Origin of the sequence: Acetobacter tropicalis, assembly GCF_030644465.1 — a bacterium.
Lineage (GTDB): Bacteria > Pseudomonadota > Alphaproteobacteria > Acetobacterales > Acetobacteraceae > Acetobacter > Acetobacter tropicalis.
Genome location: NZ_JAUYUW010000001.1, coordinates 1165748 through 1189579 on the forward strand (window position 1 = coordinate 1165748; position 23832 = coordinate 1189579).

The 23832-nt window shown below is 57.3% G+C and carries 21 protein-coding genes and 1 pseudogene; 12 read left to right on the forward strand and 10 right to left on the reverse strand.

The features are described 5' to 3' along the window. Window positions 1-91: 91 nt before the first annotated feature. A complete protein-coding gene (locus QWU00_RS05255; protein ID WP_035379777.1) occupies window positions 92-847 on the forward strand; it encodes an ABC transporter ATP-binding protein in 756 nt (251 codons plus the stop codon). A gap of 15 nt (window positions 848-862) precedes the next feature. Here QWU00_RS05255 and QWU00_RS05260 read toward each other — a convergent pair whose 3' ends face one another. After that, a complete protein-coding gene (locus QWU00_RS05260) occupies window positions 863-2347 on the reverse strand; it encodes a protein adenylyltransferase SelO (protein WP_035379774.1) in 1485 nt (494 codons plus the stop codon). Between QWU00_RS05260 and QWU00_RS05265 the strand changes: the two genes are divergently transcribed. After that, window positions 2346-2570, forward strand: a complete 225-nt coding sequence (locus QWU00_RS05265) for a hypothetical protein (protein WP_035379773.1) — start codon at window positions 2346-2348, stop codon at window positions 2568-2570. The genes QWU00_RS05260 and QWU00_RS05265 overlap by 2 nt on opposite strands. A gap of 273 nt (window positions 2571-2843) precedes the next feature. Here the strand turns inward: QWU00_RS05265 and QWU00_RS05270 are convergent, their stop codons facing one another. From QWU00_RS05270 to QWU00_RS05290, 5 genes and pseudogenes are all read right to left on the reverse strand, one after another. After that, complete coding sequence (locus tag QWU00_RS05270) at window positions 2844-3257, reverse strand: hypothetical protein (RefSeq protein WP_035379772.1); 414 nt, start codon at window positions 3255-3257, stop codon at window positions 2844-2846. A gap of 78 nt (window positions 3258-3335) precedes the next feature. Beyond that, window positions 3336-3455, reverse strand: a pseudogene (locus tag QWU00_RS05275) (IS481 family transposase); the annotation flags it as partial. A 22-nt stretch (window positions 3456-3477) separates the two neighbouring features. Then, on the reverse strand, window positions 3478-3801 hold the full coding sequence (locus tag QWU00_RS05280) for a hypothetical protein (protein ID WP_150395738.1): 324 nt from the start codon (window positions 3799-3801) through the stop codon (window positions 3478-3480). Window positions 3802-3844: 43 nt separating this feature from the next. Further along, window positions 3845-4252: a hypothetical protein gene (locus QWU00_RS05285; protein WP_052051310.1), complete on the reverse strand. Its 408-nt coding sequence runs from the start codon at window positions 4250-4252 to the stop codon at window positions 3845-3847. A gap of 409 nt (window positions 4253-4661) precedes the next feature. Continuing rightward, a protein-coding gene (locus tag QWU00_RS05290; protein WP_304651025.1) for an IS5 family transposase occupies window positions 4662-5416 on the reverse strand; the annotation gives its coding sequence in 2 pieces (ribosomal slippage) (window positions 4662-5077 and window positions 5077-5416; 756 coding nt in all). A gap of 433 nt (window positions 5417-5849) precedes the next feature. On the opposite strand from QWU00_RS05290, the gene QWU00_RS05295 reads away from it, so the two are divergent. The 4 genes from QWU00_RS05295 to QWU00_RS05310 all read left to right on the forward strand — a co-directional run bounded on the left by QWU00_RS05295 (window position 5850) and on the right by QWU00_RS05310 (window position 9895). Next, complete coding sequence (locus QWU00_RS05295) at window positions 5850-6668, forward strand: mechanosensitive ion channel family protein (protein ID WP_176364895.1); 819 nt, start codon at window positions 5850-5852, stop codon at window positions 6666-6668. Between the two features lie 682 nt (window positions 6669-7350). Beyond that, window positions 7351-8295 carry an alpha/beta hydrolase gene (locus QWU00_RS05300; RefSeq protein ID WP_035379036.1) on the forward strand — a complete coding sequence of 315 codons (945 nt, stop codon included), beginning with the start codon at window positions 7351-7353 and terminating at the stop codon, window positions 8293-8295. A gap of 28 nt (window positions 8296-8323) precedes the next feature. Beyond that, window positions 8324-8620, forward strand: coding sequence for a hypothetical protein (locus QWU00_RS05305; protein WP_035379034.1), 297 nt, complete (start codon window positions 8324-8326; stop codon window positions 8618-8620). 180 nt (window positions 8621-8800) lie between these two features. Beyond that, window positions 8801-9895, forward strand: a complete 1095-nt coding sequence (locus QWU00_RS05310) for a branched-chain amino acid aminotransferase (protein WP_006558853.1) — start codon at window positions 8801-8803, stop codon at window positions 9893-9895. 352 nt (window positions 9896-10247) lie between these two features. Here the strand turns inward: QWU00_RS05310 and QWU00_RS05315 are convergent, their stop codons facing one another. Continuing rightward, window positions 10248-11096, reverse strand: a complete 849-nt coding sequence (locus tag QWU00_RS05315) for an acid phosphatase (RefSeq protein WP_231551636.1) — start codon at window positions 11094-11096, stop codon at window positions 10248-10250. Window positions 11097-11547: 451 nt separating this feature from the next. Here QWU00_RS05315 and QWU00_RS05320 point away from each other — a divergent pair, with 451 nt between their 5' ends. After that, window positions 11548-12798 (forward strand): glycosyltransferase, encoded by a 1251-nt coding sequence (locus tag QWU00_RS05320; protein WP_035379032.1) that lies wholly within the window; start codon window positions 11548-11550, stop codon window positions 12796-12798. 32 nt (window positions 12799-12830) lie between these two features. On the opposite strand, the gene QWU00_RS05325 is transcribed toward QWU00_RS05320, so the two are convergent. After that, window positions 12831-16871 (reverse strand): non-ribosomal peptide synthetase, encoded by a 4041-nt coding sequence (locus QWU00_RS05325; protein WP_150395658.1) that lies wholly within the window; start codon window positions 16869-16871, stop codon window positions 12831-12833. Between the two features lie 313 nt (window positions 16872-17184). Here QWU00_RS05325 and QWU00_RS05330 point away from each other — a divergent pair, with 313 nt between their 5' ends. The 4 genes from QWU00_RS05330 to bamE all read left to right on the forward strand — a co-directional run bounded on the left by QWU00_RS05330 (window position 17185) and on the right by bamE (window position 19690). Further along, window positions 17185-17664, forward strand: a complete 480-nt coding sequence (locus tag QWU00_RS05330) for a PadR family transcriptional regulator (RefSeq protein ID WP_081938999.1) — start codon at window positions 17185-17187, stop codon at window positions 17662-17664. After that, on the forward strand, window positions 17661-18245 hold the full coding sequence (locus QWU00_RS05335) for a DUF1700 domain-containing protein (RefSeq protein ID WP_035379028.1): 585 nt from the start codon (window positions 17661-17663) through the stop codon (window positions 18243-18245). The genes QWU00_RS05330 and QWU00_RS05335 overlap by 4 nt, the downstream gene beginning before the upstream one ends. Before the next feature lie 24 nt (window positions 18246-18269). After that, window positions 18270-19058, forward strand: coding sequence for a GIN domain-containing protein (locus QWU00_RS05340; protein WP_052051256.1), 789 nt, complete (start codon window positions 18270-18272; stop codon window positions 19056-19058). Between the two features lie 245 nt (window positions 19059-19303). Beyond that, entirely contained in the window at window positions 19304-19690 is a 387-nt protein-coding gene (bamE, locus tag QWU00_RS05345) for an outer membrane protein assembly factor BamE domain-containing protein (protein WP_052051255.1), read from the forward strand. A gap of 103 nt (window positions 19691-19793) precedes the next feature. On the opposite strand, the gene QWU00_RS05350 is transcribed toward bamE, so the two are convergent. Both QWU00_RS05350 and QWU00_RS05355 read right to left on the reverse strand, forming a co-directional pair. Next, the gene (locus QWU00_RS05350; protein WP_254907103.1) at window positions 19794-20132 is read right to left on the reverse strand and encodes a DMT family transporter; all 339 of its coding nucleotides are present in this window, start codon (window positions 20130-20132) and stop codon (window positions 19794-19796) included. A gap of 74 nt (window positions 20133-20206) precedes the next feature. Next, a complete protein-coding gene (locus QWU00_RS05355) occupies window positions 20207-22105 on the reverse strand; it encodes a carbohydrate porin (protein ID WP_231551635.1) in 1899 nt (632 codons plus the stop codon). On the opposite strand from QWU00_RS05355, the gene QWU00_RS05360 reads away from it, so the two are divergent. Then, window positions 22104-23741, forward strand: coding sequence for a TolC family protein (locus QWU00_RS05360; RefSeq protein ID WP_231551634.1), 1638 nt, complete (start codon window positions 22104-22106; stop codon window positions 23739-23741). The two genes, QWU00_RS05355 and QWU00_RS05360, sit on opposite strands and share 2 nt — an antisense overlap. The last annotated feature ends 91 nt before the right edge of the window (window positions 23742-23832 follow it).

A 23832-nucleotide genomic window follows, 5' to 3' on the forward strand; every position in this document is an offset into this window, starting at 1 on the left:
TGTGGGCAAGGCACGCCCGAACGCAGAAGGACCAGAGGCAGGGGCACCAGAGACGGGGGCATCAGACCGCAACGGGCTTGAAGCCCGGAATGTGACCGTGCGGTTTGGCAGGCGCACTGTGCTGCATGATGTTACGGCGGGGCCCTTCACACGCGGCACCATTCACGCCCTGCTTGGGCCTAATGGCAGTGGCAAATCCACCCTGCTGCGCGCCATGGCTGGGCTGTTGCCGTCTTCTGCCTGCGTGACGCTGAATGGCGAGGACCTTTCCGCCATGTCCCTCACCGCACGCACGCGCAAATGTCTGTATCTGCCGCAGGATCTGCCAGCCCCCGTGCATTTGCCGGTGCTGGAAGCGTTGATGGCCGCCAGCCATACCGGCGGCGGGTTTCAGGCCCCACAGCAGGACGATGCCGTGCGGGACGCGCTGGACCGGCTGACCCAGTTTGGCATTGCCCCGCTGGCGTTACGCCCGCTGGATGAGCTTTCTGGCGGGCAGAGGCAACTGGTGGGGCTGGCGCAGGCGTTCAGCCGCACTCCGGAAGCAGTGTTACTGGATGAACCGCTGAGCGCGCTTGATCTGCACCATCAGTTTGCCGTGATGACCGTTTTGCGGCGGGAGACCACCGCCCGCCAGCTTGTAACGGTTATTGTGCTGCACGACCTGAATATTGCACTGAACCTGACAGATACCGTAACGGTTTTACACGAGGGGCACATCATGGCCTCCGGCCCGCCAGCGGATGTGCTGACCCCTGCCCTGCTGCGCGAGACCTATCGCATCCGTGCCCGGATTGAGCACGGTGCGGATGGGCGCAGTTTTGTCAGCGTGGACGGCATTGCGTAAGGCTGAAAAAGCAACCTACGTGCCGCAGAAGGTATAGCGCACGCGCTCCGCAGGTTTTGCAGGCAGGGCGTAGCGTTCCCGGCCAGGCTGCTCCTGATAGGGATTGGCCAGCACGCTCTGCAATGTCTCAAACAGGGTGTAATCGTCCTCGGTAACAGCCTGCACAATCATTTCTTCCACCAGATGATTGCGCGGAATGTAACAGGGATTCACCCGCCGCATGGTGGCGGCGCGTTGCGCTGGCGTGCATGACGGTTCCTGTTCCAGCCGGACCTGCCACTGTTTGAGCCACGCGCCCAGTGGGGTGAGCGTATCCGGCAGCAACACGGCATCTGGCGTATTGGCCAACCCTTCCTGAAGCTCTGTCTGGCTGAGTGCACGGAAGGTCTGGGTGAAATCAAGCTGGTCGTTCTTCATGGTTTCCAGCAGAGTGCGCGCGAGGGCGATATCCCCTTCCTGCTCTGTCTTCAGCCCCAGCTTGGCGCGCAGGCCAGCCAGATAGGCGGTCTGGAACTGCGGTTCAAAAGCCCCCAGCGCGGTCTGGGCTATCTCGACTGCCGTATCATCATTTTCAGCCAGAAGAGGCAACAGGGCTTCAGCCAGACGGGTCAGATTCCACAGCGCCATGCTGGGTTGGTTGCCGTAAGCGTAGCGGCCCCGTTCATCAATAAAGCTGAACACGGTTGAGGTATCATACTGCTCCATAAAGGCGCAGGGGCCGTAATCAATCGTCTCGCCGGAGATGGACATGTTGTCCGTGTTCATCACGCCATGAATGAAGCCCACCAGCATCCACTGCGCCACAAGCCGGGCCTGTGCAGCAATCACGCTTTCCAGCAGCGCCAGATACGGGTTTTCAGCCTGCGTGGCATCAGGATAATGGCGGCTAATGGCGTAATCCGCCAGCAGGCGCAGGCCAGCCTCATCCTCCCGCGCGGCAAAAAACTGGAAGGTGCCGACACGGATATGGCTGGCGGCAACACGGGTCAGCACCGCGCCGGGCAATGGTGTTTCGCGCAGCACGGTCTCGCCCGTGCGCACGGCGGCAAGAGAGCGCGTGGTGGGAATACCCAGCACGGCCATGGCCTCGCTCACCACACATTCACGCAGCACGGGGCCTAAGGCCGCGCGGCCATCCCCCCGGCGGGAAAACGGGGTGCGGCCGGAGCCTTTAAGCTGGATCTCCCATGTTTTGCCTGCGCTATCCGTGACATCCCCCAGCAGCAGGGCGCGACCATCCCCCAGCCGGGGCACAAAGTTACCGAACTGATGGCCCGCATAGGCCAGCGCCACCGGCTGCACGCCTTCCGGCATGGCCTGCCCGGCCAGCATGGCGATACCCGCCGGGCTGGCCAGCCATGCGGTATCCAGCCCCAGCGCCTCCGCCAGCTTTTCATTCAGCTTTATAAGCTGTGGCGCTGCCACGGGGGAAAGTTCTACCTGAGCGTAAAACCGCTCCGGCAGGCTGACGTACGTTTGTTCGAGAGAAAAATTGTTCATGACTCTGACCACCCAGCGTTGTGTCCTGCTTGCACGCACCCTTGGGCTGCACAGCCTCTACCCTACTGCCGCAACGCCTGCCCTGAAACCCCGAACGCACGAGATGCGCCTATGTTTGAACTGCGGGTTTTTGCTGATGCTCTCATGTCAGCCTCCTCCGCTGGTGCGTGACAGCGCGCAGCGTGATGACACGCAGACAATTTTTCAGCCAGACACCAGTTGAGGAATAGAAAAGCGATACCCGGTACACCGTTGGCGCACAGCAACGCAGACGTTATCCGTGCTGACAGATGTAAGTGCTGCCACTGGTTTGGCATTATGGATCGATCCATAATGCCTCATGTGGGTAATCAATCGCAATACGGAAGCGCCCGTAGATAATAGCATCATCTTTTTTATTTTTATGTCTAAATATAATTTTTGATTATGATAAATATTTTATCATATTGTATTCTTATATTTTCTTTTTTATATACTCATATATTATGTTGAAGTCTTATCGATCAAACATATGATTTGTATCTATGGAATAAGCCTCCCCATAAGGAGCAATATAACTCCCAGTTTGATGATCATGTCTATCATCTCCATTTCCTAGTCGGATATTAACATCACCGATAATGGGAAATTTAACATTTTTTCCATTTTCGTTATAATTATCGTGATAATTTTCATATTCATAATATTTTTTTCTTTTCCCATAAACATCAATGGTCTCAGGATCATGGGTAATAAAGTTTAGATCATTCATAATTTTTTCTTTTCTAAAAAAAGAATTGTAGTAATCTTTATTTTTAGGGGCTGCATTAATATCTGTTATTGTTACTGTAAATGAGAAAAAAAATATCATTATGACATGATGCATTTTCATTTTGATTTCATGTGCCCAAATTTTTACGATCAGCCCCATCTACAGTGACCTAGGCCATACTGTAGTTAAGGTTGCTTTTAGGTTATCATAGTAAACGAGGAAAAGGCGAGCCTTGCATTAGGTGTTTAGTCCCGGGATTTGACGGGTTGGATTGATAATGAATCTTTCTGGCTCTGAAGTCCAGATTTGGCAGACATATTCGTAGGGCGTGAGGCCACTTAGGCTCTTGAGCCTTTGCCCCCGCAGCACCTACTACCGTCTACCCCATCCAGAGGCTCATCCTTTCCAGCCCGAAATTTCTATCAGGCCGTTCCGTAAACCACACAGGGCCAACGCGCTGTGTGCCCAATGTGATTTCCGGCACCTCAATCAGGCGCGTCCCCTGTATCAGGCTGTCACCGTTCTCGACAATCCGCCATTCTGGATGATGGGCATGCCATTTTTCAAAAACACTTTTTATAATATATGATTTTACACCCTCTCCTTTTACGGTGGGGATATGCTGTGCAGTCAGCCCGGCAGGTGTGGGAAACGCTGTTGCTCCCGTATCAAACAACAGAGGAACGGGTTCGCCATCTATCATGAGAGTCACCTCAGGAAAATCACTGCCACGCTCACCGTTCTGATTATGCACAAACGAGAGGGGAACACGCACTGCATGCGGATCTGGGTGCCAGTCTTGTGGTTCGAGCAGAATTTTTTTTGGCGGGATAGTCAAATGTCCAGATAAAATGGGAAAGATAGCCCGCCCCAAGCATACCATCCGCAGCCTTCACGCCTGCATCAGCATCAAGAATAACAGCATCTGCCCCGCAAGGACGCGGCTGCGTTACGGAGGGCAAACCGGCACCTGTGCGAAATGAAATTCCGCCGACAAGACCCACCTTGAAATCAGGCTGTTTGCAGGTTGTTACTGTCCCGCCAAGACGGGAGACAATGTCTCTACGAAGAGCATACAGGCCGCCAAATCCGGCCCCTCCCGTATCCACAATCAACCGGGGTGTGTAGCCCGTCCGCGCAGTCGCGTGTAACATAGAAATGTCCGGCTTCAAACACTGTGGGCACAAGCACTTCTTTTGTCTGAGCGTGCGCCATTGCAGCAAACATGCAGCCACAAAACACCAAGAAAACCTTTGATAATAAATGCGTCATTTGCAAACAGAGCTGCCTATAACTTTCACAATCCTGAGATGGGTCTGGCATGTTATCGTCCCCTGCCAACAGGCACCACATATGAAAAATTCATGGCTTTTGAAGCAGACTTTCCGCGCACCGTATTTCTTCACATTCCTTCAAAAAATCATAAGTTTATATTGTTATTTATTGACGAAAATGATTTATTTCTTCCGTCAAGGTAACACAGATGGACACCTTCTATAACACCAACATTTTGTTTCTTCCGCTCACCAACACCGAGTAAAATATGAAACTTAGGGTGTGTCGTCAGTTAATTCCAATGATGGCGGAGACGAATTGCACGGCTGCGAGGAAAGTTGACTTCAGCTTGTCATATCGTGTTGCAATACCCCTGAACTGTTTAAGTCTGGCGAAGAAGAGTTCGATGATGTTTCGTTTTTTATAAAGCGAGAAGAGGATTTTCCGTGGATTGCGTCGGTTTTTCTTTGACGGAATAACCGGTGTGATCCCCCGCTCTTCAAGCTTTTCGATGAGGGGATCGGCATCATAAGCCTTGTCGGCGATGAAGACCTCGGGATCGACTTCATCGAGCAATGGCTCTGCTTCTGTGATGTCGGCCCTTTGTCCGGGCGTCAGGGAAAGAGCCGCAGCCTTTCCCGCGGCATCGACAATGGCATGGATTTTCGTGGTCAGTCCGCCACGGGACCGCCCGGTGGCCTGATCCGCCCCCCTTTTTTACGGGCGCCCGCGCTATGCTGGTGAGCACGGACAATGGTGCTGTCGATCATCATGTATTCGTTGTCATGGTCAGCAGCCAGATGCCGGAAAATCCGCTCGATCACGCCGCCTTCGCACCAGCGACGCAGCCGCCGGTGCACGTTCTTCCAGTCCCCGAACCGGGCAGGCAGATCACGCCAGGGAATGCCTGCACGGTAACGATACAGCACGGCTTCGATAAACAGACGGTTATCCTCAGCCGTCCCACCGACATGACCTTCGCGACCCGGGAGAAGATCTTTTATTCGCTCCCACTGACCATCGCTCAAACCATACCGTCGCATTCACACTCTCCCCGTTCCAGAAACAGGAAGAAAACATCACAGATCAAACGGGAGTACAAGCTTCATAATCCCCCCGTTTAACTGACGACACGCCCTAATGTTCGCAGACAGCCGCCTCCCTCCAGCCCCACAATGCCCGTCAACTTTCTTCATAGTGAACGGGTAGAACATCCTGTCATCCGAGTTGCTTCACGTTTTTTCTCAGTTTTCTGAAAATAGTCATAAACCTTCTTAAATCCATTCAGGCGAACAAGCTCCCTTATCCCGTCATTTGATTACCGCATAGCTCCGCTTTGTAGAGCCGCAACAAAAAGCACCCTCAGTTATCTTGTAAGCGCAAGGGCGTGACGGATGGGGGCAAGATATCCTATTATATCTTGCAGAAGCGGACGGTGCATACTGCCACGTAGTGGACGCAAAAGATAACGCAAGGATGGTCATGGAAAATCAGGTTCATTCAATCTGGTCGCAACTGAATGGGTTGCTGCCTGTTGTGTTGGGTTACGTCAGTCAGTTTGCGCTGGCGCTGCTTGTTCTTTTTGTTGGCTGGAAACTTGTCAACGCGGTCACGCGCGCCATGGGCCGCATGATGGAGGCAAGCCATATCGAACCCACACTCCGCGGGTTTTTGCTGAGTGTTGTGGGGCTGTTCCTCAAGGCCCTGCTGCTGATCAGCGTGGCCTCCATGGTCGGGATTGCGACAACATCCTTTGTTGCTGTTCTGGGTGCCGCTGGTCTGGCCGTGGGCATGGCGTTGCAGGGTAGCCTTGCCAACTTTGCGGGCGGTGTGCTGATCCTGCTGTTCCGCCCCTTCAAGGTTGGGGATTCCATTACAGCGGGTGGCAGTTCAGGCACCGTGACATCCATTGAAATGTTCCGCACTGTTCTGCGTGATGCAAATAATGAGATCATTTATGTTCCCAACGGAACATTATCAAACAACATTGTGGTCAACAGTTCTGAAACTGACAGGCTTCTGGGTTCGGTCACACTGCTGATTGATTACAATGATGATATTGATAAAGCCCGAGCCCTGCTGCTTGGCCTGACAGAGCAGGATGAACTGGTTCTTAAAAACCCCGCTCCCTCTGTTTCCTTTTTACCAAAAGCTGCAAATATTCAGGTAACACTTGGGTTCTGGTGCGCCCCAGGAAACGTTGCCCCTCTGGTCGCAAAATATTCAGAGGCAGCCATCAAAGTGCTTCAGAAAGAAGGCTATCGCCTTGGGGTAACCGCACGCACGGCGGCATGATCCACTCGGGTTTCAGGACAAGCTCCTGAAACCCACCCCTCTTTCAGGTGGGCATGAGTTGTGCAAGAAACATCTGAAAATACTTTCGCTTTCAAAAAAATTTAGAATATTCTCTTCCTGACACACACAATCATGCAGGAAGCAATACTCTTCAAATATTGCCTCTTACGAGGCACGTGACACCCTCATAAATTGATCACACGGGCATAGTTGATACGCGACTTTAAGCAAGGCTAAAGCACGTACGCTTCTTTACGGAAATATACCTCCCTTCCAGAGGAAGCTCACACCTTTCAAAGAGCTCCGCACCACGCGGCATGGTTTACATCTTTTTTATGGGCTGAAGACACTCAGACCAACACTGCGAACGTGCGTATTGGCTCCGCAGACTCAACACCATTTCCCGAAGACATTCTCTAAAAAATAACTAAAAATAATATAGTTATCAATATCCATATCACTTCAGGTTCTTGCATCCCTGACTTTTTACCCCATTCTGCCACACCACACAGACACGCATTTGTGACTCCATCCGGGTCTCCTAGCCTGTCACTTTAGCGCGGTAGGCGTTGTTCTCATCTGAGTGCTGCTTATGATCCCTGTTCAGTTTGATCATGCAGGCGCTACTGGATGGGATCGTTCTCCCTTTCAAGCGGCCCGGCGAGCAGGGAGAGTGATTTTTATGACCACCTTTGAACTGGTCGATGCCCATCAGCGCGAGAGGGTAGGGTCATTCCCCTCCTTTGACCCTGCGCAAGGAGATCTGGAGGTCTTCCGGCGTGATCTTGCGGAAGGCACAACTGCTCTGCTGGGGTCTGATACTGTGGCGTATGAAGAAAGGGTGATACCCGGCCCCGCCAATGCCCCTGCGGTGCGGGTTCTGATCTTCCGCCCGCCCGAGGCCAATGGTCCCGCGCCGGTCATTCTGTACGTGCATGGGGGCGGCATGATTGCGGGTACGCCGGACATGCAGGCTGGCACCCATGCCAGAGTGGCCGCCGCAACAGGGGCGTTGATCGTGTCCGTTGATTATCGGCTCGCACCTGAAACGCCTTTTCCCGGCGGGCTGGAGGATGTGTATGCAGCGCTCCTGTGGCTGTCTGCCCATGCCACGGACCTAGGGGGAGACTCCAGCCGCATCAGCATCATGGGGGATAGCGGAGGCGGATGTCTGGCTGCCGCTACAGCGCTTCTGGCGCGGGACCGGAAACAGGTGCCGCTGCGGGCGCAGATCCTGATCTACCCCATGCTGGACCTGCGCACGGGCGGCCCGGACGCCCTAACGGATGACCCTACAACAGGCGAGTTTGTCTGGACACGAGCCCAGAACCAGCATGCGTGGTCTGCGGTGCGGGGCACACTGGCAGCGGATGATCCGGCATTTGGTTATCTCTCTCCCGCCTTCATGCGCAATCTGTCCGACCTGCCGCCAACCTTCCTGATAACGGGAGCGCTTGATCTGTTCAGGGATGAGGACGTGACGTTTGCGCAGCGGTTATGGCAGGCTGGTGTTCCGACAGATCTGATTGTGTACGCCAATGCCGTGCATGCGTTTGATCTGCTCCCCTCACCTTTGGCTGAGCGGGTGCAGCGGGACGTTGTGGAAGCCATCCGCCGCCTGACCTGAAAGGCTGGGATGAGATAAGGAAGGACACATGGTTTCTGAACACACTGAAACCAAGCCAACGCCACGCGCTGCATGGTTTGCCCCCAAACGCTTCGGCTATGGCGCAGGCACCCCTATTACATGGCAGGGATGGGCTACCCTGGGCCTTTTTCTTGTCGTGACGCTGGGTTCCTCTTTTGCGCTTCCTTTCCTGCCCTTCCGCCACACGACCTCCTTACTGGTTGGCGTTATTTTGCTTGATATTATTGCAACGGCCCTCTTTTTCTGGGTCTGTCGCTCCCACACGCAAGGGGGATGGCGCTGGAGATGGGGCGAGTCTGACTGACGGCGCGTGCTCTGGCCCTGTCTGTGCGAACATGGTAGGTAAATGCCCACTTTGAACGCAGCCGCGCAGGTTTGTTTCTTACCCGCCTGATTTTTGCCCGTAAGCAACACGCCTGCACGACACAGACCCAGACGGACACCACACGTCCAGCACACCAAGGCCGCGGAGACGCCAGAACTTATGAGCACGACGAGAGAGACAGTCTTCCAGATCACCCCCAAGACCGATGCTGTCAGCCCGGAAGAACGCGCTGCCCTGCTGGCGAACCCCGGCTTTGGTCGTGTCTTTTCTGACCATATGGCCGTTGTGACCTACACCGAAGGCAAGGGTTGGCACACGCCACAGATTCTGCCCCGCCAGCCGCTGGTGCTGGACCCTGCTGCTTCTGTGCTGCACTACGCGCAGGAAATTTTTGAGGGCATGAAGGCCTACCGCGCCCCCAACGGGGATGCGCAACTGTTCCGCCCGGACGCCAACGCCCGCCGCTTCCGCAAATCTGCCGAGCGCATGGCCATGGCGGAAGTGCCGGAAGAACTGTTTCTGGACGCCGTGAACCAGCTTGTGAAAATTGATGCTGGCTGGATTCCGGACCCGGAAGTGGGCACGCTGTATCTTCGCCCCTTCATGATTGCCACGGAAGCCGCGCTGGGTGTGAAGCCCGCTTCTGAATACAAGTTTATTGTGATTGCCTGCGCTGCTGGGGAATATTTCTCCAAAGATGCGGGGCCGGTAAGCGTGTGGGTGGAAGAACGCACTGTGCGCGCCTCTCGTGGCGGCACGGGTGAAGCCAAATGTGGTGGCAACTATGCCGCCAGCCTGACCGCCCAGCAGGAAGCCAAGGAACACGGCTGCCATCAGGTGCTGTTTCTGGATGCAGCGGAACGCAAGTGGATTGAAGAAATGGGCGGCATGAACATCATGGCCGTTCTGGATGATGGCACCCTGCAGACCCCGCCGCTGGAAGGCACCATTCTGCCCGGCATCACCCGTGATTCCCTGCTGACACTGGCACGGGACAAGGGGCTGACGGTGAAGGAAGAACCCTACGCCATTGACCAGCTTTACGCGGATGCCAAATCCGGCCGCCTGCGTGAACTGTTTGCCTGTGGCACCGCAGCCGTGGTCACGCCCATCGGCACGCTGAAAAGCGCCGAAGGCACGCATGTGATCAACGGCCAGACGGGCGATGTGACGGCGGATCTGCGCAAGACGCTGTGTGATATTCAGTTTGGCCGTGCGCCAGACCCGCATGGCTGGGTGCACAAAGTCGGCTGAGCCCGAGTGTGACGTAAAAAACGACCTGTTCTGAACAGACCGTTAGAACCGCCCGGAGAGATTTTTCCGGGCGGTTTTTTTATGCGTGCTTTCTGGATGAAACAGAACACACATCCTGCAAAGGGTCATATCCCTCAACGAGAATGTTCTTTGAAGGCACTGTCCGGTGGCGCCTGAGTGGTCTTATACGTGTTGGAGGCGGGGCTTTCACACCCTAAGGCGGTATATGCCATTCCTCATGCTTCGCCTGCAAAGCCCCATCCCGTTTGACCTCCCGTTCGACAGCCTTCAGGCGCAGCTTTCCGCTGCACCTGATGTCCGTTTATAGCCGCTTTCCCGCACGCTCACGCCATTACAGCGGAGAGTGAATGGCGGCTTCGTGCTCAATCTCGCACTGCTTTGTATCGGGCTTAGGGGCCGTGGCGCGCAGGGCGGCCAGTTCAGCGCGGGCGGCGTCCATATCGGCGCGGAAGGCGGCGCTACCGTGCATGGCCGCGACCTCGGCGGCCCCTGCCAGATAGCCTTCCTGCACATCGCTCTCCCAATGCACACCGCAGACAATGCGGCTTTCTCCAAACACGCGGCCCCGTTGCAGAATGGCGGTGCTGCGGTCTGGCAGCAGTTCGGTCAACACAAGGGCAAGGCTCCACCCCAGCATGGTATGGCCGGAAGGATAAGCGCCGGTCTTGGCAATATCCGCCCGCTCTTCCTCCGTGCAGATGGCGTTATCCGTGCCCACAAAGGGGCGGGTCCGCCGCCAGTAATCCTTGCCTTTCCACATATCGGGCACTTCCGTATTGCCCATGTTACGTAACAGCGCGATCAGATGCGGTGTTCTGGCAGCATCAATCACAAAGCCTGCCGCACAGGAAAAACTGTTGAGCAGATCAGGAAGCTGCAATTTTGCATCGGAGGCTGCCAGCGCCCAACGCGCATCATTCTTCCAACCACGGGTGACAGCAAAAGCTTTTTCGTCCGTCTGATGCCGCAGGCTCCCCGGCTGAGGCGGCGGCGGCAGATACTGTGTGGGGTCCGGCTGCGTATCTGGCGTGAGATACGGCGAGGACCGCGATGCCTGCGGCTGTGAGTGCGCGGCGCCATGCCCGTGCGGAAGCGCAGTGTGCGTCTGCCGTGTGACTGGTGACGGGTGAGGCTGTGCGGAATGCAGAGAATCTGCCTGTGCCGGGACGAAAGTGCACAAGGGCGCTCCCAGAGAAACCAGAGAAAGAATAAGAACCCTTGCCCTGACACCGTGACCTTGCACCACGCTAAAAAGAGTCTGCCTGACTGGCACGGGGGCTGACTGTCCGTTTCCTGTTCTCAAAACCGCGCTTCCTCTTCTACCGCCCTGCGGCTGATCCTGCCGGGGCAGTACGGGCAGCCGTTTGAACGTCTCGCATCCTTTATCTGCCGCCCTCCCATCATTTCCGAACCCCTTGGGGTTCATACATGCAGGGTGTGTGGCGAAAGGATTTTACTGCATGTGAACGCGCCCTCTATGTGAAAGTTTTGAGACAGGTGCCCCTTTCTTCACGTTATGCCGGATTATCCACACTTATCTTGTGCGCCAGATACTGGTAAAACCTGACTGGCTTTTAGAGACTTCAGGACACAGCCGGTCTGACCCACAGCAATCAGGTGCAACGCAGAGTATGACAATTGTTATCATGACCGTTGGCACGGAAGGGGATGTGCGCCCCCACATTGCCCTTGGTGAAGGGCTTCTGGCCCGTGGACATGCCGTAAGGCTGGCGGCGGACCCCGGTTTCAAGGCCAGCATTACCAAGGTGGGGCTGGAGTTTTCTCCCCTGACCGCCGATTTTGCCGGAATGATGCGCCATAACCCTCAGGCTCTGGATGGCCGCAGCGGCCTGGCGGCGGCACGTGTAGTCGTGGCTGAAACACGCCGCATGGCGCAGGACTGGCCCGCTCAGGGGCTGAAAGCAGCTGAAGGCGCAACCTTGCTGATTGGCTCTGGCAATGTCTCGTTATTAGCCGCCAGTCTGGCCGAGCGGTTGCAGGTGCCTTTTGTGCAAACCCAGTTGCAACCGCTGGAAGCCAGCCATGCGCTGCCGCCTGTGTGGTTCAGGCCGCGCTCCCTGCCCGCATCTGTTACGTTTGCGCTGCACCGCACCCTGCGCCAGACAGCGTGGCTTCTGCTGCGCCATACAGCAAATGACATGCGCAAAGCACTGGATTTGCCCCCTTACCCCCTGAAAGGACCATGGCATGACCCCAAGGCCACCGGCGGGCGTATCCTGTTTGGGTTCAGCCCGCATGTGGTGCCACGCCAGCCGGAATGGCCTGCGCGCATTGCCATGCCTGGGTATTTTGTATCTGCAAAAAATGCCGACTATACGCCGGATACAGATCTGGCCCGGTTTTTGCAGGCGGGAGACAAACCCGCCTATATCGGCTTTGGCAGTATGCTGAGCGGAGAAGCTGAAACATTGGCCGCCACAGTGCGGGACGCCGTGCAGCGTGCGGGCCTGCGCGCTGTGGTAGGGAGTGGCTGGTCCAACCTCAGGCGGTTTCTGCCAAATTCCGCATACATTCATGTCGTGAATCATGTTCCGCATGAATGGCTTTTTTCACAAATGCGGCTGGCGGTGCATCATTGCGGAGCAGGCACGGCCGCCGCCGCAGTGCGCGCCGGTATTCCCACCGTGCCCGTACCCTTTGTGGGGGACCAGTATTTCTGGGGCTGGCAATTACACCGCATTGGCGTTGCCACCCCCACGCAGAACCTGCGCAGCCTGACCGCACAGACACTGGGTGATGCCATGCTTCAGGCAACATCCCCGCACATGGTGGCCAATGCCAGCCGCCTTGGCACGCAGGTCCGGGCGGAAAATGGTGTGCAGAATGCCATCACACAGCTTGAGAAATGGAATGTTCTATAAGGGTTTTTGAAAAACTCTTCGCCTGTATGGTTTCACGGCTGACTGTTCAGGCAGCCTTTGGCTCTCCTCTGGTTCTGCTGTTCATGTTCCAGAAAATGCTCTGCAATAAACGCTGCATTTTCTGCGTCCAGCATTGCCATATGGGTGCAGGGCACATCCGTCACAACCAGCCTGCCTGTTATGTAACGCTGCCAGAAAGCGGGATCATCTACCAAATCTTCCGCGCCGCGCTGCGTGGCCCGCATAAACAGCAGGTCTGTCTGCACCTGTTGGGGCTGCCAGTTGCGCATCATTTCCAGATTATGGCTGACCACATGCCGCATGGCTTGCAGGATGGTTGCAAAGGCCGCATCATCCAACGCAAAAGCCTGTGCTTCCGGCAGCATGATCTCTGCAATCCGGTCAGCCAGATCTTCCAGCGTGTTTGGCATAGTCTCAGAAAAATCAAGCCCCAGCATGGCAATAGCATTTTTGACAAGCCATGCATCCTCCATACGGACAAGGCCCTGCCCTGCCTCCAGCGCAGCCAGATCATGCAATGGATACGTATCCAGCATAACCAGCGCGGAAAGGCTCTCGCCTTCTGCCATCAGGCGGGCGGCCACGGCATGCGCCACCAGTCCCCCCATAGACCAGCCGACAAAACTGTACGGCCCGTGCGGCTGAAGAGCGCGGATCTGCTCCAGATAGAGATCAGCCAGTTGCTGAATGGTTTGAGGAGGATTGAGGCCACGTAAAAGCCCCATATCCTGCAAGCCATAAACGGGTCTTTCAGCAGGAATATGTGGCAGCAGGGCAGTAAAACCCAGAGACACACCCAGAATGGGCGGAAAACAGAACACCGGCTGGCCTGTACCTTCAGCCCGCAAGGGTACAACTGTTTCCTGAAAAATGTCTTCTACAGCATGCTGTTGCTGCAAAAGGGGAGCCAGCCGCGCAATGGTTGGCGCACCGAACAGGGATGCCACGGGCAGTTCATACCCCTGCTCCGTCAAGGCCGTGGCAACCTGCACGGCAGCAAGACTGTCTCCGCCAAGATCAAAAAAATTTTCGGAAATGCCAAAATCTTTCCGCCCCAGAATTTCAGCCCACAGGGTGAACAGAAGCTGTTCTTCCGCGGTTTGCGGCACCTCCTGCTGCGGCGTATGCGCAGTCTCCTCTGGCTCCGGCAGAGCTTTTCGGTTCAGCTTCCCAGAAGCCGTAAGCGGCAGGGCGGAAAGCACCACAAAGCGGGAGGGTACCATCTGCGCAGGCAGACGCCCGTTCAGATGCGTGCGAAACAGAGTGAAATTTCGGGCTTCTTCCTCTGGCGTGATGCTCTCCGCCTGCGCGAAGGCCGCGGGCACCAGATAGGCCACCAGAACCGGCCCCTGTGCACGAGGCCAAACCCGTACTGCGGCCTGTACAATTCCCGGCAACGTGAGCAACGCGGCTTCAATTTCCGCAGGCTCGGCCCGCACGCCTTTTATCTTGATCTGGGCATCTGTGCGCCCCAGCACGGTAATCACGCCATTTGCCTGCCGGATGGCGCGATCTCCGGTAAGATAAAGGCGGCTCTGCGGTGTGTGATGAAAGGGATCTGGCCGGAAAACAGCCTGTGTCAGATCTGGCCGGTGCAGATAGCCGGTGGCCATGCCTGCGCCGCCAATTGCCAGTTGCCCAGCCACACCCACAGGGAGCAGACTGCCCGCCGGGTCCAGAACATAACACTGCGTGTTGGCCAGCGGTCTGCCCGCCGGAATGGGCTGCCCCCGCACGCCATCTTCTACCGTAACCTCATGCAGGCTGGACCAGATTGTAGTCTCGGTAGGGCCGTAAACATTATAGACAGAACGCGCCTGTTTCAGAAGTGTTCGGGCCAAGGGAAGAGGCAGAGGTTCACCACCGGAAAGCACCCGCACCTGCGCCAGACTGCCGCCATGCCCTGCCCCCACCAGCATCTGCCACAAGGTTGGCGTTGCCTGCATGAAGGTGATGCCATGCTGTTGCACAGCAGTAGCCAGAAGTGCCGGGTCTGTCACCGTCTCGCGCCTGGCGATAACCAGATGCGCCCCGGCCTGAAGCGGCAGCAGCAGTTCCAGAATGGAAATATCAAACGTGACAGAGGTAACGGATAACCAGCACTCCTGCGTGCTGAACGCCAGTTTCTCCTGCATGCTGCACAGCAGGTTGGTCAGCGCTGTCCATGGCACCACAACGCCTTTTGGCGTGCCGGTGGTGCCAGACGTGTAAATGACATAGGCCGTGCCCTGCGCCACCACAGGCACCCGCTGAGTATCTGGCATGGAAAACTGTGTTGCAGGAGAACCATCTTCCGCCAGCCCCAGAACGGCGGCTCCATCGGGCAGGCCTGTTGGCAGACTGTCCTCGGTCAGGAACAGGGCGGGCTGGGCATTGGCAATAATGGCCGCATTACGTTCACGCGGACCACATTTATCAAGCGAAAGCCATGCAGCGCCCGTTATCATGGCGGCAAGCATGCCGATCACCTGTCGGCGGTCTCGGGGCAGCATCAGGCCCACCACATCACCGGGGCCAATGCCGCAGGCCGCCAAACGCTCCGCCACATTCTGCGCGGTTTGTAGCAGAACCGCGTACGGCACGGAGCCCAGCCTGTCTGTTACCGCCGGGGCTGTCGGGGGGTAGGCTGCGTGGCGCGCCAGATCTGCCACCAGAGCCTGCGGCCCCCAGTTGCGGGCCGTTGCGGCCTCATCCGCCAGCAGGGCGGTGCGCTCTGCGGCATCAACCAGAGGATAGGCCCCGATGGGTTGGGTGGGATCTGCAAGAATGGCTTCTATCAAACGCATGATATGCCGCAGATGCTGCGCCAGCATCGGGCCATCGTACATCTCCGGGTTGGCGTAAAGAGACAGCGCCAGCCCTTGCCCATCCTGACGGTCAAAAACAAAAAAAGTCAGATCTTCCATTACCCCGTTGCTGAGGTTACGGTTCCGTGCCGGGCTACCGCCAAAGGAAAGGTGATAGTCAAATGGTTCAATATTGATACCAATACGTGAGAGATGCTGCTGCGTATCATGAAAGCCGAGGCTGCGCCGCAGATCCTCATACCGGAAGGCCTGATGCCGGAGCGCTCCGTGCAAAGCGCGCCGCACCTGAAGCAGAAGATCTGAAAAACCCAGTGTATAGGCCATGGCAAACCGCAACACCACGGCATTTGCGGCCATGCCGGGCACGCGCCGCATTTCACGGTCTGTACGTCCCGTCACCGGCATACCCAGTGTGAGGTCTTCCTGCCCTGTCAGGCGAAAAACATATGTGCTTAGCAGGGCTGTCAGCATTTGCGGCAGGGTCACCCCGGCCTGCTGCGCCAGAAACTGCATCCGCTCCGCCGTGGATGGAGGAATAAGGGCGCTGCGCTCTACAAACCCCAGCCGCTGCAAGGAGGCCTCCGGCGATGCGGGGGGCAAGGGGGACGCCAGCGTAACGGCCTCCGGCGGTGCGGCAAGCTGCTGCTGCCAATAGGCTTGATCTTTCTGCCGGCGCGGACTGGTGCGGTAGGCTGCTTCCTGCGCCACCAGCCGCTCAAGCGGCAGGAACGTGCAGGGCGCGGGCTGTCGTCCGTCCACCATGGCGCTGTACAGTTCAGCCACGCGCGCCACAATCAGGCCACCTGAAAAACCATCCAGCGCAATATGATGGCAGCAGTGAAACCAGATGAACCTGTCAGCAGAAAGTTTGAACAGAGCACAGGTCCATAACGGATCTTCAGCCAGATCAACCGGCTGGCTGATGCGCTCCATCATCCAGTGTTGCGCCTGGGCAGCAGCATCTGGCCGGGTGGAGAAATCCATAAACGGCAGCGGGCAGCGCAGTGCGGGCAGGATAACCTGATAGGGTCCATCCGCTCCCATGCGGATGCTTACCCGTGTGGTTTCTGCCTCCTGCGCCACCTGTGCAAGGGCTGCGCGAAACAGGGCGGGATCAACCGGGCCGAGAATTTCCACCGCTTCTGCAATGTTGAACGTGCCCCCCTGCGTGCGCAGCAGGCTCCCCATCCAGACGCCGCGCTGGGCTGTGGTAAGGGGCAAACGGGTTTCCGGCACGGTCTTCATGACAGGCTCCCTGTATCAAAACGCAAAGATGCGCACTGGGATCACGCTGTTCTCTCTTTGCTTGGCAGTCACACAGTTGGCGTATCATCCCTTTTTGAAGAGAAAAATCTTTTCTTGGCCAGAATGGTATTTTTTTGAAGCAATAGGCTTATTTGTAAGAAAATTCTTAATTTTCAAGGATTTTCCCGGTTTTCTCTTCATGGTTTGTTAACCTTTGGCTCTTGTTTGGTTTTAAAACAGGTACCTTGCATTGAATGGTTCTGGTGTGTATTCAGTAGCTGTCACTGGATACTCAATAAGAGTCGCAGGCCCCATGGGCACGCGGCTCCTGACAGGAAAAGCCGTGGAACCCAACCTTGTTCAATTCAAGAAAGGCGTGCTGGAACTGTGCGTGCTGGCCCTGCTCTCACGCGCAGACTCTTACGGCTATGACATTGCCAGCCGCCTTTCAGACGCCATAGACATGGGGGAAGGCACCATCTACCCCCTTATGCGGCGCATGCAGAAAGATGGTCTTGTTTCAACATATTTTGTTGAATCATCCTCAGGCCCGCCCCGCAAATACTATACGCTGACAGAAAACGGACGGCACAGCCTTGAAGCACAGCGTTCAGCCTGGGTGACATTTACGCAGGCTGTTTCCGCCATTCTGGCCCCCCTTGCACAGGGGGAACCCACCCCCAATGCAAACAGCGCGGCAGGAAACCAAAATGCTGCTTCTTCCACCCCAGCCGGGACAACCGGACACAGCCCCCTTACCGTACAGAAAACATTCAGGAACACCCAGCCATGATACAGGCACCTACAAGCAAACAGATGTTCCTTGACCAGCTACGGGCCGGGCTGAAAGGCCTGCCGCGCTCCGTGATTGAAGAAACTGTTGCTGATTATGAAGCCCATTTTGAAGCTGGACGCGCCGCAGGCCGCACGGAAGCGGACATTGCCAGCCGCCTTGGTGACCCCGCCCGCCTTGCACGGGAATTACGGGCAGAGGCTGGCGTACGCCGGTGGGAGGATGAACGCAGCCTGAGCAACGCGCTGGGAGCCATTCTGGGCATTATGGGGCTGGCCGCCCTTGATCTGCTGGTAGTCCTGCCCGTTCTGCTGGCTGTTGGCTCCTGCGTGTTTGCATTTGTGATTGCAGGGGCCGCCGTGTGTCTGGCCGGTAGCCTGCTACTGCCTTTTGCCCTGATAGACCTGACGCCGCTTTCCGGAGCGGACTGGTTGCAGGGGGTTCTGCTCAGCCTTGGGCTGGCCTCTGGCGGGGCGTCTGTTGTGGCGTTCTGCGTGTTGCTGACCATTGGCATTGTCAATCTGCTGGTGGGCTATGGCCGCGCCCATTACCGCCTGATTGCCCCCACCCATACCGCCTGAGATATAATATAAGGACAGTTTCCCATGATCCGTGGCCTTACCATGATTGCCGTTGGCGGAGCCGTTGTTTCAGCACTCTGCTTTGGCGTTGCCGCCTCCCGCGGGCCGACAAGTTTTTCCTTTGCGGATATTGAATGGACCGACAGCGCCCCCCGTGGCCCGCAGATTTCCCGCACGCTTGCGTGGGAGGGCGGGCCGGACCTTACCATCAACCTGCCTGCCAGCATTATCATCCAGCAGGGACCAAAAGCGGGAATTACCGTTAGCGGGTCAGAACGGATGATCAACCACATTGTGCTGAACGGCACCACGCTGGATACGGATGAGAACACCCCCAACCATCATTACAGATTGCGCGATGCCAAGGTAATGCTGACCATTACCGCGCCAGCCCTGACCAAACTGACCCTGAACGGTTTTGGCTCCGTGGACTGGCAGGGCTATGATCAGAAAACACTGGACCTGATCATTAACGGGGCAGCCCGTGTCAAAACCCATGGTCGGGCGGAAAATGTGACGCTGAGCATTGATGGCGCAGCCTCTGTCAACATGGCGGATATGGACATAACCAATCTTGATCTTTCCATGGATGGTGCGGGCTCTGTAAAAGCTGGCCCCACCGGCCGGGCAAAAATCTCCATTGACGGTGCAGGTTCCGTGAAGCTGACAAAAGTGCCTCAGTCTTTCAGCAAGGAGATTGATGGCATTGGCAGTGTATCTCTGCCCCAAGGCGCGCCGGAAGCTCCCACCCCACCCAAGCCGCCACAGCCATCAGACAAAAGTGATCAGAACGAGGAAGACCTCTCCTTCTGAGTGCCCCACCCCACAGGAGATGTTGCCATACCAGTTTCCTGTGGGGATGAGGGCGAGCACCCCGCCCAACCCTGTGCCAGCTAAGGAATGACCGTCCACTGTACTGTGAAAATATGGTGGTTTTGTTGAAGGATAAAGAAAGCCGACCACAACGGTACAAAACCGGAAATTAAGATCTTTACAAAAAAGGCATTTTTTATAATAAGCGTAATGCATTACTTTTTAGTAAGGATTTTACGTCTAAAATGAAGATGTCTTCTGTTGCTGGGTGCCTGTCTGCACTCCTGCTGCTCTCTGCCTGCGCTTCTTCCGGCAATGAGTCCATCAAGAATGAAACGTCGGAAACCGTTGATCAGAAAATCAAGGACGGCGTGACGACCAAGCAGGAAGTCAAAGCCCTGTACGGGGACCCTCTTGAAACCAGTTTCACGGATAGCGGGCACGAAGTCTGGAAATACGTTTTCGCCAAAACCCGCGCGAACGGCACCAACTTCATTCCCTATTACGGCGCATTCGCCTCCGGAACACATGGGAAAGCCAAGACACTGTCCATCATCTTCACGGATCAGGTTGTCTGGCACCACTCCCTTGCGGATTCACAGATCCAGACCCATCAGGGTATTGGTGGCTGATAGCTCTTACAGCAAAAAGGGAAGAGTGGCGTTGCCCTCTTCCCTTTCTTTGTGTCCGCCAGAATAAAAACCTGCCTGATACGCACGGCAGGCGGGGGCGGGATCAGATCTGTGTTGATCTGGAAAACAGATTGATCACCAGCACGCCCAGCATGATCAGGGCGATGCCGATAATGGCGGGCAGATCAAGTGACTGCTTGAAAAAAACAAAGCCTATGGCTGAAATCAGCACAATGCCCACGCCTGACCAGATGGCATAAACCAGCCCGGTGGGAATGGTCCGCATGGTTTGGGAGAGCAGGTAAAAGGCGCAGCAATAGCCCGCAATACTCAGGGCCGCCGGAACCCAGCGGGTAAAGCCATCACACGCCTTGAGACAGGATGTGGCAAATACCTCGCACACAATGGCGCCCATCAGATACAGGTAAGATTTATCAATCACGCACGCGCCCTCGCTTCGGCCTTATGCTTCCATACAGAGCTGTTGAGACACCCGCCAGACACGCCCGGCATTTTTCAGAACGATATGCGGGAATGCAGACCGAACACCAGTTCATCCGCCACTTTATGCCCCGGCCATTTCTGGCTTTCCAGCCCGCCGGAGGGGTTGAAAACGTACTGGAAATCCGGCTGGAGCACGAACCATGGCTGAACCTCGGCCTGATAGGTGAGTTCCATATGGTTTTCCGTTCCGGGCGCATGCTGGCCCAGTGCGCGGTAATAGGCCCGCGCGCCGGAGCTGGCACGGCCAAGCCCCCAGCCAAGCCCCAGAGTATCATTCTCCCTGCCCGCAAAAGGTGCTTTGAGGTTCACCCCGGCATCCACCGCGTAACTGATCATGTTGCGGTCTCCCCCATTGCCGGTGGCGCGGGCAAAAACGCCCAGCGAGGTGGGTGATTTACGGTACGGGCGCCAGACCATCTGGTCCACAATGCCGTACAGCAGCCAGTTGCCCCGCACCATGCGCGGCTGTGTGACCTCACCCCGCGCATAGGCTGCGCCCAGAGACTGACCCTGCACATCATGCCGCCAGTCGGGAAAGCGGGCGGTATCATAATAACCGCCCAGTTTGTACACACCGGGCAGGCCGTGGCCGCTGCGTTTCCGGTTGGGGTGGTCCTCATCCGGTTCCGGGTTCAGGGCGTATTGCACCTCTCCAATCAGCAAAGCGCCGGTGTTCATGTTGAAACGGCAGCCGCAGGCATCATTGGTGGTCTGGCTGGTGGCGTCATGCACGTTGCCCTGCCCCTGATTCTGCACGGTAAAGGAGTTCCACTGGTTTCCCGGCGGGTTATCATCCGCTGCGGCAAACATCAGCGTCACGTTTTCCGCTGGCCGATAGCGCAGCCTTATGGCGGGCGAGGCCAGAGGCCAGGATGGCCCCCCGGCATACAGGTTGGATGAAGGCCCCATGGGCCAACTGAAATTGGCGTTCAAATACAATGCGCCATAGGTGGTGATAAGAAACTCGGTATCCAGATCCTGCTGGCCGATCTTGATATCCAGCGTATCATCCCAGAAGGCCTGCTCATACCACAGTTCAAACAGACGGGTGGAGCGGTCAGCTTCGATGCCGCTTACGGGATTATAGGTGTTCAGGTGATCCTGCGTGATGGAACGCCCATGGATCTGCAACGCGCTTACGTTGAACACAGCATCCTTCAGGCCGATCATCTTCTCCAGATCAACCGTAAGAGTGGGCATGGTCACACCATTGAAGGATGGGCCGGTACCGGGGCCGCGTTGCCCTGCGCCGGGCACGCCGCCTGTCAGGTTGCCCCACAGTTCATCCACTTCCTGTAGATCGAATGTGACACCATACCGGGCCAGCCAGGGGCGCAGCCCGCCCATCCGGCCCAGCAGGTTATCATCCATATCGGAATCCGTGTCGGTAATCTGGTCATTATCCGTATCGGGCGGTGTGGGTGGCGGCGTAGGCACGGCGTGCTTGCCCCGGCCAATACGCGGGTGCGTGGCCTTGCCGGGCGCCATGCCCACACCACGCTGCGCGCCGGGCTGGCGGCGCATGCGGGTGGACGCTGGCCCAATGCGCTGCACCATAGGCCCGGAATCCCCAAGCCATTCCTGATCAAGCTGAACCTGAGACGGATCAACCGGCTGCGCCAGCGCCTGTGGGACCGAGACAAACAGCGTACTTCCCAACAGGCAGACACCCACGACCGATTTGCAGCCCGCCTTACCCGTACGCCCGAAATGTCTGTCTGCCGCCACTCTTATCCCTACCGCTGCCTGTGCCCGGCGGTACTCTACTGCACTTTGCCTTGCCTGTCTTAACGCAGAAGGACGGGGGCTGTTCAGCTTCCTGTCAGGTTGGCGGGGTATGCCTGCCCTGTTGCTTAACCCGCCACAATGGCGGGAAGGCTGCATCTGCTGAGTGAGGTTCAACCCGGACATGAGGCTTTCTGCCTGTTGCTCTGCCCTTATGGTCTCCGTGCCGCTGGTGTGTGTGCCCTTGCAGAACGGGCGGGCACAGGCTCCTTCCCACACAAGCTGGCAGGCGCATACCACACATGCGTTCAACACAACCAACGCTGAGCCTGCGCTGGCGGAGGAGAGCGGGCATGCTGGTGGGGCTTTGCCTTTTCCCTCCGCACTGGCGCTGGCATGGCGGCTGGACCCCAACCGCAATGAACTGACCGTAAACCGCAGAACGGCGGAATCCCGTGCCAAAGCAGCAGGGTCATGGTTTGCGGGGGGACCGATTGTGTCTGGCTCCTACTTTGATGACCATTTTATTGGCAGCAATGAAGGCTACACGACCTATCAGGGGGAAGTGAGCGTGCCGCTCTGGCTGCCGGGGCAAGGCAGCGCCACGCGATCCGTGGCGCAGGCGGAAGCTGAGGGGGCGGAAAAACAGGCCTCCGTGGCCCATATGGCGCTGGCCGTGCGCCTGCTGGACGCCACAGCCGCCGCCCTGCTGGCCCAGAAACGCGTGGCCACCACCGCCGCCTTCCATACCGCCGCCAGCCGGATCAGCTCCGATGTGGCGCATGCCGCCCGCCTGGGGGAAATGACGCAGGCAGACCAGCAGATGGCGGATGCCACACGGGACACCGCACGGACCGATTACGCCATGGCGCAGGAAGAAGCCCAGAACGCGGCCGCAGCCCTTGAAGCCCTGCTGGGCACCCCGGAAATACCGGACATTCTGGCCTATACCGCAACGGAAAGTGCTGCCCTGCGGCTGGCCAACACCAACGCCGTAGAAGAAAATGACCCCCGCGTGCAGGCAGCCTCCAAGGAGCGGGATGCCGCCCGCGCCGCCATGCAGCTTGCCCGCCGCTCCTTCATGCCCAATCCGGAGCTGGGGGTTGGGGGTATTCATGAAAAACAGTACGGCAGCCCGTGGGATAACCGCGTGGGCGTGAACTTTACCATGCCCCTGCCCAGCGCCGTACATAGCGCGCCGTTGCTGGCGGCGGCACGCAACCGGCAGGCAGCGGCGGACAGGCAGGATATTCTGGCCCGCCGGATGGTGCGGCAGGAAGTGGCGCAGGCCCGCGCCCGCCTTCAAGCCACGCTCGCTGGCCTGAAAAGCGCTCGTGCCGCCGCGCAGGCGCTGGAAAACCGGGCCACCCTGCTGGAACGCTCCTGGCGGCTGAAAGAAACACCGCTGGATGACGCCATCCGTGCCCGGCAGGCTGCCTATACCGCCGCCATGGCGCGGGATAGAGCAGAAATTCTCTGGCACGCCGCCATTGTCCGCGCCCTGATTGCCACGGGTGATCTGCCAGGGTTGGCGTACGCAAGCCCCACACAGCACCACCTTTCGACCATTGGCGGTGCCATGCCACAACAGGCGGGTTGGTCCGCGCAAACCGCTGGTGCTGGTGCTGGTGCTGGTGCTGGTGCTGGTGCTGGTGCTGGTGCTGGTGCTGGTGCTGGTGCTGGTGAAAATGATCTCTACGGGGCGGAAAACGCAAGTGACGTGACGGATGCTGCGGGCCGCGCCACACCCCAGCGCAACGGTGGGCTGCGTATTCCTGCTTCTCTGGACACGCCGCAGCCTGATGCCGCCGCCGCCCCATGAGTGATTCCCGTCTGACAACGCCCAACCGGTTCGGCACAATGTGCGGCACACCAGTTCTCATTTTTTCGCCAACGCCAACCGGCTGCTGCAC

What these genes read in the sequence shown, in the direction of transcription:
- QWU00_RS05335 (WP_035379028.1), top strand. Translation starts at nt 17,661, where the DNA reads ATGATACAGGCACCTACAAGCAAACAGATGTTCCTTGACCAGCTACGG.
- QWU00_RS05295 (WP_176364895.1), top strand. Translation starts at nt 5,850, where the DNA reads ATGGTCATGGAAAATCAGGTTCATTCAATCTGGTCGCAACTGAATGGG.
- QWU00_RS05320 (WP_035379032.1), top strand. Translation starts at nt 11,548, where the DNA reads ATGACAATTGTTATCATGACCGTTGGCACGGAAGGGGATGTGCGCCCC.
- QWU00_RS05340 (WP_052051256.1), top strand. Translation starts at nt 18,270, where the DNA reads ATGATCCGTGGCCTTACCATGATTGCCGTTGGCGGAGCCGTTGTTTCA.
- bamE (WP_052051255.1), top strand. Translation starts at nt 19,304, where the DNA reads ATGAAGATGTCTTCTGTTGCTGGGTGCCTGTCTGCACTCCTGCTGCTC.
- QWU00_RS05265 (WP_035379773.1), top strand. Translation starts at nt 2,346, where the DNA reads ATGACTCTGACCACCCAGCGTTGTGTCCTGCTTGCACGCACCCTTGGG.
- QWU00_RS05325 (WP_150395658.1), bottom strand. Translation starts at nt 16,871, where the DNA reads ATGAAGACCGTGCCGGAAACCCGTTTGCCCCTTACCACAGCCCAGCGC.
- QWU00_RS05270 (WP_035379772.1), bottom strand. Translation starts at nt 3,257, where the DNA reads ATGGGGCTGATCGTAAAAATTTGGGCACATGAAATCAAAATGAAAATG.
- QWU00_RS05280 (WP_150395738.1), bottom strand. Translation starts at nt 3,801, where the DNA reads ATGATAGATGGCGAACCCGTTCCTCTGTTGTTTGATACGGGAGCAACA.
- QWU00_RS05285 (WP_052051310.1), bottom strand. Translation starts at nt 4,252, where the DNA reads ATGTTACACGCGACTGCGCGGACGGGCTACACACCCCGGTTGATTGTG.
- QWU00_RS05310 (WP_006558853.1), top strand. Translation starts at nt 8,801, where the DNA reads ATGAGCACGACGAGAGAGACAGTCTTCCAGATCACCCCCAAGACCGAT.
- QWU00_RS05355 (WP_231551635.1), bottom strand. Translation starts at nt 22,105, where the DNA reads ATGTCCGGGTTGAACCTCACTCAGCAGATGCAGCCTTCCCGCCATTGT.
- QWU00_RS05300 (WP_035379036.1), top strand. Translation starts at nt 7,351, where the DNA reads ATGACCACCTTTGAACTGGTCGATGCCCATCAGCGCGAGAGGGTAGGG.
- QWU00_RS05260 (WP_035379774.1), bottom strand. Translation starts at nt 2,347, where the DNA reads ATGAACAATTTTTCTCTCGAACAAACGTACGTCAGCCTGCCGGAGCGG.
- QWU00_RS05330 (WP_081938999.1), top strand. Translation starts at nt 17,185, where the DNA reads ATGGGCACGCGGCTCCTGACAGGAAAAGCCGTGGAACCCAACCTTGTT.
- QWU00_RS05305 (WP_035379034.1), top strand. Translation starts at nt 8,324, where the DNA reads ATGGTTTCTGAACACACTGAAACCAAGCCAACGCCACGCGCTGCATGG.
- QWU00_RS05360 (WP_231551634.1), top strand. Translation starts at nt 22,104, where the DNA reads ATGAGGCTTTCTGCCTGTTGCTCTGCCCTTATGGTCTCCGTGCCGCTG.